The 11,266-nt window shown below is 43.8% G+C and carries 13 protein-coding genes; all 13 read left to right on the top strand.

Going from position 1 to position 11,266, the window contains the following annotated elements:
* Window positions 1-197 (top strand): hypothetical protein (locus BLS58_RS17590; protein WP_176764736.1); only part of this gene is annotated, 197 nt, incomplete at its 5' end.
* An 80-nt stretch (window positions 198-277) separates the two neighbouring features.
* Window positions 278-826 carry a hypothetical protein gene (locus BLS58_RS12270; RefSeq protein WP_090399094.1) on the top strand — a complete coding sequence of 183 codons (549 nt, stop codon included), beginning with the start codon at window positions 278-280 and terminating at the stop codon, window positions 824-826.
* 17 nt (window positions 827-843) lie between these two features.
* Window positions 844-1,449, top strand: a complete 606-nt coding sequence (locus BLS58_RS12265; RefSeq protein ID WP_090399093.1) for a hypothetical protein — start codon at window positions 844-846, stop codon at window positions 1,447-1,449.
* A 19-nt stretch (window positions 1,450-1,468) separates the two neighbouring features.
* Window positions 1,469-2,170: a hypothetical protein gene (locus BLS58_RS12260; protein WP_090399092.1), complete on the top strand. Its 702-nt coding sequence runs from the start codon at window positions 1,469-1,471 to the stop codon at window positions 2,168-2,170.
* Between the two features lie 26 nt (window positions 2,171-2,196).
* A complete protein-coding gene (locus BLS58_RS12255) occupies window positions 2,197-2,661 on the top strand; it encodes a DUF4234 domain-containing protein (protein WP_090399091.1) in 465 nt (154 codons plus the stop codon).
* Entirely contained in the window at window positions 2,645-3,028 is a 384-nt protein-coding gene (locus BLS58_RS12250; protein ID WP_090399090.1) for a TadE/TadG family type IV pilus assembly protein, read from the top strand. The genes BLS58_RS12255 and BLS58_RS12250 overlap by 17 nt, the downstream gene beginning before the upstream one ends.
* 2 nt (window positions 3,029-3,030) lie before the next feature.
* The gene (locus tag BLS58_RS12245; RefSeq protein WP_176764734.1) at window positions 3,031-3,711 is read left to right on the top strand and encodes a Tad domain-containing protein; all 681 of its coding nucleotides are present in this window, start codon (window positions 3,031-3,033) and stop codon (window positions 3,709-3,711) included.
* 17 nt (window positions 3,712-3,728) lie between these two features.
* Window positions 3,729-4,235, top strand: a complete 507-nt coding sequence (locus BLS58_RS12240) for a hypothetical protein (protein ID WP_143018913.1) — start codon at window positions 3,729-3,731, stop codon at window positions 4,233-4,235.
* Window positions 4,236-4,347: 112 nt separating this feature from the next.
* A complete protein-coding gene (locus BLS58_RS12235) occupies window positions 4,348-5,331 on the top strand; it encodes a DUF6612 family protein (RefSeq protein WP_090399087.1) in 984 nt (327 codons plus the stop codon).
* A gap of 180 nt (window positions 5,332-5,511) precedes the next feature.
* Entirely contained in the window at window positions 5,512-6,879 is a 1,368-nt protein-coding gene (locus BLS58_RS12230) for a VWA domain-containing protein (RefSeq protein ID WP_090399086.1), read from the top strand.
* 98 nt (window positions 6,880-6,977) lie between these two features.
* Window positions 6,978-7,418, top strand: coding sequence for a hypothetical protein (locus tag BLS58_RS12225; protein WP_143018912.1), 441 nt, complete (start codon window positions 6,978-6,980; stop codon window positions 7,416-7,418).
* A 120-nt stretch (window positions 7,419-7,538) separates the two neighbouring features.
* A complete protein-coding gene (locus BLS58_RS12220) occupies window positions 7,539-8,297 on the top strand; it encodes a hypothetical protein (RefSeq protein ID WP_143018911.1) in 759 nt (252 codons plus the stop codon).
* A gap of 1,422 nt (window positions 8,298-9,719) precedes the next feature.
* Window positions 9,720-11,117, top strand: a complete 1,398-nt coding sequence (locus tag BLS58_RS12215; protein WP_176764733.1) for a vWA domain-containing protein — start codon at window positions 9,720-9,722, stop codon at window positions 11,115-11,117.
* The last annotated feature ends 149 nt before the right edge of the window (window positions 11,118-11,266 follow it).

The following is an 11,266-nucleotide window of genomic DNA, read 5'->3' as shown; positions in this document are numbered from 1 at the left end:
AGGCGGAGATGGTCCCGGCGGAGGAGACGGCCCCGGAGGTGACGGATCCGACTCAGGATCCGGTCCTGAAGGCGATGGATCTGAAGCTGGAGCCGGAACGGGATATGATGATCCATACGGTAACAACCCTTACGCAGATGGGTATTCAGAATATGAGGATCGTTATGGAACAGATATTGAAGCAACGGGTGAAATAGACAATTCTCCAGCATCTGATTTACTATCATTGCCGGGTGAGTATTGGGATATAGTGAGCCCAGGAGAAGAGGGTGACGTAATGTCCACGCCTAGTACTGTAATGGGGTCTGCAGAAGAAGGATTAAGTTTGGCTGATGATGGATTGACTCTTGGCGGTGTATTTAATGATAGAATCGGATCATTAAGTACTAATTTACGAGGTGCGGGTATAATTGGAGCAGGTTTAACTAGTGCTAGCCATATTTGGGACTATACTTTAGGAGATAGTGCCGGTGATGGGGGTACAGCCTTTGCCTCTGAAATGATTACTGATGTAGGAATAATTGGAGGAGGTACTACTGCGGCAAGCATTGGTTCGGGTGTCGCAGCAGGTGCCTTGGCAGGTTCGGCTGTCCCCGGCATCGGTACTTTAGTTGGAGCAGGAGTGGGTCTAGGTTCAACTTTATTTATGATGACCTCTCCAGGACAGCGAATGAGAGATGGCATACAGTCTGGTGTAGAATGGACCCTTGATAAAGGGGTACAAGCATGGGATGGTGCGAAAAATTTAGCTAGTGACGCATGGGACGGTACGAAGAATATAGCAGGGAAAGCATGGGATGGTGTTAAAGGTATATTTGGAGGTTAAATTAGGATGGAGGTGAAATGGTGCAAAATGAACAACAAGAAGCAAGTGAAAGTACTTTGAGAATTGCAACCCTATTTATCATTATAGTTCCAGCTATAATGGGACTCGCGGCATCCTCGGCACCAGAATTTAATGGGCTCTATGCTAGTATTCTTGGGTGCATTGTGGGGCTATTATTCATCTACAGTGTTTTCCAAGTTGTAACAAAAAGATATAACGAGGAAGCACAAAGGTTCCTGCATTTGATAATCGTTCTCAATGTTAGTGCTCTCTTTATGCTCCTAGCTGTATGGAGGGTTTATGGCGAAGTTGCATGGTTAGGGGTGGTGTTATTAGTTGTTTACCTCCTCGCTCTATTGTTTGCCATTGTCAAGAGAGAATATTTATATAATGCTATGAGACATCCTCGAAAGTATCCAGTTGGAGGGCGTATATATGGTGCCGTTTTGTTGGCAGCTGCTGTTATTGGTCCTTCAAGTTATGGTTTTGCCGTAGCGATTAGTTCCCAACAGGGCAGTGAAGTAGCTTTGTCCGTTATAGTTTCAATGATCGTTCCATTTGCTTATCTTTTTGTGTTAGTAAGCATTCCTGCATACGTAAAAGCAGAAAAAAACCAGAATTAATGTCAGGAGGGCGGTGACAATGAAAATTGTAAAGAAAGCACTTCAATTATATAATCAAAATTTAATCAATGTGCTTATTTTATCAGTGGTGATCGTCCTTCCCCTGTATATGCTAGAATTTTTAATTCGTGTCGGGGCTAGCCAATATTTCGGTATTCATAACCTCGAGGGTGTAGGTTCATTTGTCATCATCATGACAGCAATAACGATTCTGATACTAGCTCAGTTACCTTTTATATCAATGAGTGCAACGTCACTTGTGCATGAACATGTGAAAGTTTCAGATAGTATCAAAGTCTTTTTCAAGTATTTGCTTCCCGTCATTGGGAGTACCATGCTGTTTATTTTTGCAACGGTTGCAGGATTGTTTATATTCGTGTTACCGGGATTGTTTTTACTTATTTTAACTGTTCTCCATCCATATGTTGCGATCGTTCACAATAAGCATGGAGGCGGTCTTTTAAGAGCATTACTGCAGTGGAGTAGAACTTCACTTGTTGATGTCGGGATCTTTGTGCTTATGTTCATGTCACTAAATGTGTTATTAACGGCAATTCTTACTTTTGGTACGTCTCTTGCGACTGAATTATCACTAGCGACGAATATCATGCAGCTGTTTGTAAACATTCTGATCTTGCCGTTATTCGTTTGTGTTATTTCAGTTATTTATCATAATCATATACCTGAAAGCTTTGAAACATATGAAGCCGCCAATTTCTAAGTGAATTTGAAAAGGGAAGGGTAATCATGGAAGCGACTCAGCCACAAGACACGCATAAACCGAAAAAGTCCCAGGTATGGTTAATCGTTGCGCTTACGATCTTAACAGTGGGAATGTATTCTCCTTATTGGTTTCTAACGAGAAGGAAAGCATTAAACCAATTCGACGAGTTCCGTTTCATTCCTATGGGGCTTCCATTTCTAGTTTTAATTTCTTTTGGAGCCCTTACTGTTGTTTTACTTTTAAGTTTTTGGGTCTATATATTAACACCTTATGTTCTCATTTATAATGCTTTTGAAAGTTGGATCAGTTGGTTCGGATTTATATCATTAATTTATTTATCCTTAGTTACAAGGTATATTTTCAAAAAAAATGTAGCAGGAAAGGATCCAAACATCGTCCTGACAATTTTGTTTATGCACGTTTATTTACAGTATTATATAAATAGTGCTTTTCACAAGAGAGGTGAGACAGATGCTAAAGCATTGTAAAAAAGAAAGAGGATCAGCCACCATTGAATTACTCGGAGTCCTCCCCTTTATTTTCATGTTTTTCCTTATCCTGTGGCAGGCGGTCGCTTCGGGTTATGCCGTTATGAGTTCGCAATCGGCCGTGAACGAAGCTGCGAAAGTATATGCTGTAACAGAAGAGGCCCATGAGGCAGAAGATATTGCCCGAGAAGTTGTCGGGGAGAGTAGCGCACTTAGCGTTCAAAACTTTTCTATAACGCCCGATGGTTCCGGTTATTTTGAAGCGTCAATATCGGTCGATCACGGATTAATCTTTGTACCGTCGCAATGGCGAAGTGAGGCTTCCGTTACCCTCGATCATTCAGTGACGAGTAGGGTGATCCCATGATTATGAATGGCATAAAACATTTGAAAAATGAAGAAGGTAATGTGACTTACCTTACGATTGGTTTAATTATGATCATTGCTTTGATGCTTGTTTTTATCGTGAATTTTGGAAAAATATTTGCGGTTAATGAACAAGCCGGAACAGCTGCAGAACAGGCTAGTCTTGCTGCGACGAGTATTATATACGAAGAAATGCTTGATGTCATCGGTGATTATGAACGTGAGGAAGACGACGAAGACGATGAGAATGACGATAATGATGATGATGAGGATGAAGAGGAAGAGTTGGAAGAGCTCGTTGAAGACAGAAAAGATGAGCTTATGGCAGCGGAAAACTATAGTGAAAATGAAGCAGAAATCCAGGCGATTAATCAAATTCTCGAAGAAGAAATTCCTGAAGATCAGGATTTACAGGATGAAATTGAGGAAGCACTCGTGGATGCAAGTCAGCAAATTTCAAACGAAGTCTCTGAAATCATTACAAGAAATAATGGAAGCTTAGACGAGACGACGATAACGATGTTTAATGAAGAAAATCGAGTTGAGGTTACTACCGCTGTCACTTATGATCAAGTCGCTTTTGGAGGTTGGATTGATGAAGGAAGTGAGGAGGTCCATCAAAGAGGGGTTGGTTTGGAAACTTCATTTGTTGAAGTTCTATCATGGAACCATCGGAATTTATAGCTGAAGAGGTTGAGATCATGGCAAAAATGATGTTGTTTTCGCTATTTGGGATATTCCTGTTAACGGCTTGTAACGAAACGGGGGAAGAAGAATTCCTTGAATATATATATGGCCCACATGCTGAATATCGTAATATAGAAGAAGATTTAACAATGATGTATGACGAATATCAGACTGCAGCTGATTTAGGCGATGACGAGGAAATGTTCTCCATTATTATAAACGACTTACAGCCTCAGATTGAACTCATGAATAATTACCTACAAGATGTACAATTATCTCACACGGACAATCAAGATCTTCATGCCATGCTGCAAGCAGAAGCACAATATTACTTAGCAGCTATAAATGTGGAAGAAGAGGCTTTTATAGCCGCGATTGAAGATAACGATCAAGCTAGAGCTGAAGAGTTATTCCAGGAACGAGATGAATATTATGAACAGGCTTATGAGCAATCATTGCTTTTTCAAACGAGGATGGATGTACTATTGCAGCGACATGAAATTTCTGAGGAAGCGTCGTGATTTTATAACGTAGCCTGGTTATGAAGCATCCATAGAGTGAATAATTTGAGATAAGAAGTATTTTACATTATGCTTTAGAGATAAAGTAATACATATTGAGGAGGTAATCTTAATGACGAAAATGAAAGGATTTTTAACTGCATCGGCGGCAATGTTGATGTTGGCAGCTTGTGGAGATGAAGACGCGGATACTGAAGAAGTTGCAGAAGACAGTGAAGAAGAAAACGAGGCAGCGGAGGAGACTGAGGACACAGAAGCTGCAGACGAAAATGGCATGGATGAAGGCACAGAAGAGACAGAAGAGGCAGACGCGACGGAAGAAGAGATGGATGCAGAAGAGGTATTGAGCGAATCGATGGAGGCGATGGATCAACTAAACAGTTACAGCGCAGAGATGGATATGGACCAGACCATAAGCGTAGATGGTGAAGAAATGCCCATGGATATGACGATGAACATGGATGTTGTTTTGGATCCGATGTCGTTCTCGCAAACGATGATTACACCTGATCCCATGACGGAAGAAGAGATGGAAATCGAACAATACATGGATGAAGATGGCACGATTTATATGCTGGATCCGGAAATGGATGAATGGATCATGATGGATGGCAGTGATCTGGGTTTGGAAAACATTGAGGACTTGGAGATGTCCCCGCAAGAACAACTTGAGATGATGGAAACATTTGCAAGTGATCTAAATATGGAAGAAGAAGAGGACCGTTATGCTTTATCCATTGAAGGTTTCGGTGATGAGTTCATGGAGCTCATCCAGGAATTTGCAGCGATGGGAGATCCTCAGATGCAGGAAGAAATGGACCAATTCCTTGGACAGATGGACATCAACGCCCTGGATTATGTAATTTACATTGACAAAGAAACCTTCTATCAAGATGAAATAGAGATGAATATGGAATTGGAGATGGAAGAAGGAGGACAATCGATGGAGATGTCGCAAAAAATGCAAGGGACTTTCTCCGACTTCGATGAAACCGATGAAATCGACATACCAGAAGAAGCCATTGACGAAGCGATTGATATCGAGGATCTAGAAGAGGAAATGGAAGAGCCAGCAGAGGATGATTTGGATATTTAACATTGGTACCCTTTGTCAAAAATCAAAGGGAGCGCGCTTAAAGTGTGCTCCCTGTTTTTGCGCATCTAAAAATAACTCATTAGAGCATAAAATATTGGGTGAAAAATTCGTTTTACATATACATAAAAAGTTTTAAACGCGTTTATAATCAAATTCTTTTTTCAGGAGGTTATTGGACTCATGAAGATTGGACATGCCGCTTTAGCTTCGCTGTTTCTCGTGCTGGCGGCCTGCGGAGATGGCGACGAAGAGTCGACCGAAGAGGATGATAATGCCTCGGATGAAACGCCGGAGGAAGAATCTGAAGAAGCGGATGCATCCGTAGATTCTAACTGGGGAGATCTAGAACGTTTTGCTGGCGATGACCCCGAGGAATGGATGCGCGCCGAACCGGGTACGTATCATGACGAAGCTGATGAAGAAGCCATTCTTGAACCCCTAGAGGCGGCGGCAGAGAACGGTGCGGATGAAGAAGAGCTGTTTTACAAGATGCTTGATTTAACGGCTGAGGATTACCGGGAATATCAGGATTTTTTTGATGACATGGAAATAGATTATGACAGTGCAGGCGACAACCCTGAGGACTTGGAAGTCGGTGAAGACGGAACTCAGCTCAATGTTCAAGTACTCTTTGATGCCAGCGGTAGTATGGCGGAACAAATGGACGGCGGGACCAAAATGGATTTGGCCAAGGATGCTGTCGAGGACTTTGTGAGCGAAGTGCCGGAAGAAGCGAATATTTCGCTCCGAGTCTACGGCCATGAAGGCAGCAATCAACCGGAGGGTCAGGAAGAATCGTGCGCGGGAACGGAAGAAGTCTATCCGCTCGGTTCCTATGATGAAGAAGCCTTCACGGATGCCCTGGATCAATTTGAGCCGACGGGCTACACCCCGCTGGGCTCTTCCATCGAAGCTGCCCAGGAGGATTTGGAAGGCGAAGATGGTGAAGACGTTGAAAACATCGTGTATGTCGTGAGTGACGGGGAAGAAACATGTGGCGGCGATCCAGTTCAGGCAGCAGAAGATTTGAACGACAGTGGGATTGAAGCCGTTGTTAATATTATCGGTTTTGACGTACCTAATGAAGAACAGGACGCCCTGATGGATATCGCGGACGCGGGCGATGGAGATTATTTGCCGGCTGACACCGGTGAGGAACTGCGGGAAGCATTTGAGGAAGAACGGTTGGAGTTAATCGATGCGTGGTTTGAATGGGCGGATGAAAGCACAACGGAAAGTACCGAACAACAAGCGGACTATCGTGAGATATCCGAAGAGATGGAAGCAGAAATGACCGACTTGAGCGAGGAAGAAACTGCTCATTTGGAAGATATCCTGGAACAATTGAACCTCGGCGATGAAGTGAATGACCGCGAGATTGAATCGCATATTCAAGATCGGGGCAGGACACTCCGTTCCTATATGAGAGAAGAATCCAGAGATTTTAGACTGGAAGCGGTAGAGGAAGGCCGGGATGAGCGACGAGACATCATAGAGGAAGGGCAAGAGGAACGAGAAGAACTTCGTGAGCAAGACATCGACGATTAGCGATTGCTTATGAGAAGAAAATAGCTGATTTTGAAGAAAGCAGGCAATCGTTGACATACAGGATCCAGAAACCAAATAAGGATATGAGGTGAATGACCATGGAGAAGAAGCCAATGATGAGTATTCTCGGCACGATGGCTCTCACCATGATGATCACAACAACAGGATTAGCGGCAGATGAAGATAGTATGGATACGAATCTCTCCCCCCACGATGTGGAAGAGCGTGACGGAGATCCGCCCCGCATCACCGATGCTCCTCCGAATCTTGAAGGCGGGGGGAGTGGACCCGGCTCCGGAACTGGTGATGCTGGAGAAGGAAATGGCGGAGACGGTCCTGGTTCCGGGACCGGTGAAGGCGGAGAAGGAAATGGTGGAGACGGTCCTGGCTCCGGGACCGGAGATGCCGGAGAAGGAAATGGCGGAGATCGCCCCAACTCCGAATCCGGTGACGCGGGAGAAGGCGAAGGTGGAACTGGTACTAGCGACGCCGGTGATTCAGAAGCTTCCGGGACCGGAGAAAGTACCCACGCAGAATAACAGCAACCGAGCGGTCCGAATAATCGTGGCAGCAGAGGCGGCAGCGGTGAACGAGACGACGGAGAACCTGTAGGAGGCGCCGAAAGTACGGATTCAGACCAGTCCTTGATGGGCCTCTTTATGGCATACGTCACGAGCTCAGACGGATTGATGGCGGACGCTCAGGAAGCCGGTGGCGGCTTGCTTGGCAGTCTGATAGGTTCCGGTCTGGTTGCGGGAGCGATCGTAGGATTGAGTGCGTTTTTAGGGCTTGGTCTCGGAACAGGCACCTTACTCGCCGCGGGTGGTCTTGGTTTGAGTGTTGGTATGGGTTATACGTTCGGCAATGATAGCACCACGCCAACCCCGATGATGGCCGGAGGTATTGCCGGTTTAGGCGCGTTAGCGGTTGCGACGTTTTCGGCTATGGGTGGTGGAGCGCTATTAAGAAACGGCTTCCAAAATATGAGCCATACGATGAGTAGATTTAACAACAATAATTCTATTGGTGGTGCTTTGAATCGACTCGGCAATACTGGCAATGGTGGTTTTTCATCACGAATAGGTGCTGGTATTGGAAGTCTTGGAGGCATCTTAGGTGCCCGTAAGTCGTTTTCCAAAAATACCGGAAATCAGGTTAAGCAAGAAGACAACGGATTTTTGGGATGGTTGGATGACCTATCATTTAGTGGAGAATCTGATGTCATGGATCGTTCTTACACTGGATATCAGTACCATGATGAAGAGAATCAAATTTCGAAGAAAGCTTGTTTTTTGCTTATAAAAGGGTGTTACTTTAAGGCAGTCGCGCTCTTGATCAGTTTTATTACCCGCTTGCGTTATTGCTTCGCTTATTGTCTTTGGCTGCAGAAATTCATATTTACAGTTGGTGCAATTTGAAAGTTCAAGTGAGAATAAAGAACATCTTGAGGAACCGAACTCAAACAGGAAACAAACAATTTGCTTGCTCGCGTGAACGTGACGTTAAGAGAAGAGTAGCACAGAAGGACAATTGAAACATAGCATTTTGAAAAGGCAGTCCGAACCGGTACTGAAGGTGATGGATTTGAGGCTGGAGACGAACCGGCATATGATGTTCCATATGGTAACGATACTTACGCAGGTGGGTATCAAATAGAACAAATCGAAACCACGCACGATCGCATTGTCGAAACGGATTTAAGAGAGGGAGTACGAGAAATGCCGCACAAAATGACATTGATGGGGAAGGCGATCCCTTTCAAATATGTTATACTAGAGGAACAATAGAATGAGATTCTCAGGGGTAGCGTTCACCTGTCGAACCTTCGTGTCTGTGGCCGTTCGTTGCTGACGGACAGGAGGGAGGTGATCCTCCATTTCTGTTTATGAAGCCTTGATGCTCTGCGTGGTAACGTCTACGCTTGTTTATTATATTGCATCAGATGCTAACAAAAAACGAAAGTAGCTACCCCGTGAGAGTCCTAACCTCTGGGTAACTACTTCATGCAAATGCGTGAACGCTTATCCCTGAAGGATACGTTCTATTGGGAGACCGTCGGTGCAACCACACCGGTCGGTCTTTTTAGTGTATGTCTTTCCTGTATGTCCTATTCACAGTATACAACAGATCGTTATCTTATGGCAAATCAATGAGGTGAAATTTCATCAAGGGTGTATCCATCACCTTTCCCGATCATCCTGGGTGCCAAACCTTCCGTGAAACGAATGCTTTAGTTCTATGGAATGTATGGGACAACACTCGCCCTTCCATAAAGAAAACTTGGCTTATCGCCAAGCCTGGCGAAAGCCTTAGTTGCACTTATGCATGATAAGAAAGTTATACTTTTGTATGAAAACAACCATTATTGGAGCAGCGCAAACCAATCAGTATAACCAACATATGTCACGATTATACTTTTTGCGCTAAATCAGTTGTTTTCATGATAGATGGTGGCGGTATGCTCAGCCGCCATGATGGTTTCTTATCTGCTAAAAAAGCCTCTCATAAGCTCTCAAGTGCGCCCCTATGATGTATCTTCTCGTATGCTAAATAAAACGCTTTAGTCTCTTGATCGATTTTGATTAATGTTTTGCGGTGGATGCATCGCGACGGCCTCAAATCATACTAAGCCGCTCCCATTAAGGGATCAAATCCCATAATAGCCAAAGGCTTAGACATGCACCTAAAAACGTAAAAACAGTAACGACAATTCCTAATGTCTGTTCGATTTAATTTGAAAAATTCGCCATTATTATTTAAAAAAGGTGCTATAGATTATATCATATATGGAGTGGATGTATGATTGAATGAAAAATTTGGTACTGAAAGGAGTATATTTTTTGGGAAAACTCACTCATGTTGTAATCGTTTCTTTAATGGCGTTAATTTTGGTTACATATGGATGTTCGGATGATGAGGCTACTGAACAAGAGGAAAATGGCGACATCGAAGACGAAAGCACCACAGAGCAGGATCCCCAAGATCCCAATGAATGGTTGGATGAACAAGTGGCTGATGTCGATGCCCCACCTGAAGACCTGGATGAAATTCTGGAGCAAGAACCCGGACCTCTGGCTGGACAACGAATGGATGATCATGAAGAAGAATTTATGGAGGTATTGGAACCGTTAATGCAGTTTGAAGCTGACGAATGGGAGGAAACGGAAGAAACCTACGAGCAACTTTGGACACTCATTCATTCGTGGGTGGCTAATGATTTTCCCGATCCCAATAATATTGTACAGCAAATCCGGCAAACACAAATTGGACATCCTGACTTTGAAGATGAAGGGCAATTTTCGTTTGAAGATCAATTTAATGCCCAAATCATTCTCGACGCCAGCGGCAGTATGGGTGAAGAAATAGAGGGCACATCAAAAATGGAGATTGCCAAAGATTCGATCGAATCCTTCGTTGAGACATTGCCGGAAGATGCCCAAATTGGCTTACGTGTGTATGGACATGAAGGGGATAACACGAATGAAGGAAGGGAAGAGTCTTGTGAAAGTTCAGAGCTTGTCTATGATATCCAGGAGTATGATGAGGACGCATTTGCTGATGAGCTGGGCGACGTTGAACCTACCGGCTGGACGCCTATTTCGTATTCTTTACAAGAAGCGGAACAAGATTTCGAAAATTACCCTGGGGAAGAAAACACCAATATCATCTACCTCGTCAGTGATGGCATTGAAACATGTGACGGTGATCCAGTTGAAGCAGCCGAACAACTGAGTTCTTCAGAAGTACAACCTTTTCTGAATATTATCGGCTTTGACATTGATCCTGAGGGGCAAGAAGAACTACGTGAATTGGCCGACATGACGGAAGGGACATATACGAATGCGGCGAATGAAGACGAATTGACGCAGCAGCTCGAGCAATCGGAAGAGCTTTCTGAACGCTGGGAAGATTGGTTGAGTGGGGCGCAAAGCGAGGCACATAGTGATAGGTTTCAAATAAGCATGGGGGATATTCCTGCATACCGAAGTGAATGGAGAGAAGGCTATAGGGTTCAAGAAAGTGCGGTTCGTTTGGACATCGCTAATTTTCTTGAAGATGAGGATGTCATTACAGATGATGCAAGACAGTACATTCGGTCTGAAGCTGATGACTTACAAAGTATGAAAAGCGATATTGCCGATGAAATACGTGATGATTTGGATGACATTAACGATGAGAACTACGAAGAGATGGTCGAAGACATTGAAGAATTACAAGATGAATATGTCAATGATTAACACATCAAGATTGAAACATAGAGCCAAATAGAACAGTTTTGGAGGTTAAATCCCATGAGTAAAACATTCCGCAGGCTCTTTGCTGGCGTAATAGCGTTATTTCTAGCATTTTCACCCTTGTTTTCAATTACAGGTTTAGCTTTTACACC

The sequence above is a fragment of the Natribacillus halophilus genome (genome assembly GCF_900100185.1).
Classification (GTDB): Bacteria; Bacillota; Bacilli; order Bacillales; family Marinococcaceae; genus Natribacillus; species Natribacillus halophilus.
The sequence above is the reverse complement of the archived record's forward strand: the minus strand, read 5'-3'. Positions and strand labels throughout refer to the sequence as shown.

Bases quoted from the DNA above. Each gene is read 5' to 3' on its own strand.
- BLS58_RS12245 (WP_176764734.1), top strand. From the start codon at position 3,031: ATGAATGGCATAAAACATTTGAAAAATGAAGAAGGTAATGTGACTTAC.
- BLS58_RS12230 (WP_090399086.1), top strand. From the start codon at position 5,512: ATGAAGATTGGACATGCCGCTTTAGCTTCGCTGTTTCTCGTGCTGGCG.
- BLS58_RS12270 (WP_090399094.1), top strand. From the start codon at position 278: ATGTCCACGCCTAGTACTGTAATGGGGTCTGCAGAAGAAGGATTAAGT.
- BLS58_RS12220 (WP_143018911.1), top strand. From the start codon at position 7,539: ATGGCATACGTCACGAGCTCAGACGGATTGATGGCGGACGCTCAGGAA.
- BLS58_RS12265 (WP_090399093.1), top strand. From the start codon at position 844: ATGGTGCAAAATGAACAACAAGAAGCAAGTGAAAGTACTTTGAGAATT.
- BLS58_RS12255 (WP_090399091.1), top strand. From the start codon at position 2,197: ATGGAAGCGACTCAGCCACAAGACACGCATAAACCGAAAAAGTCCCAG.
- BLS58_RS12235 (WP_090399087.1), top strand. From the start codon at position 4,348: ATGACGAAAATGAAAGGATTTTTAACTGCATCGGCGGCAATGTTGATG.
- BLS58_RS12240 (WP_143018913.1), top strand. From the start codon at position 3,729: ATGGCAAAAATGATGTTGTTTTCGCTATTTGGGATATTCCTGTTAACG.
- BLS58_RS12250 (WP_090399090.1), top strand. From the start codon at position 2,645: ATGCTAAAGCATTGTAAAAAAGAAAGAGGATCAGCCACCATTGAATTA.
- BLS58_RS12260 (WP_090399092.1), top strand. From the start codon at position 1,469: ATGAAAATTGTAAAGAAAGCACTTCAATTATATAATCAAAATTTAATC.
- BLS58_RS12225 (WP_143018912.1), top strand. From the start codon at position 6,978: ATGGAGAAGAAGCCAATGATGAGTATTCTCGGCACGATGGCTCTCACC.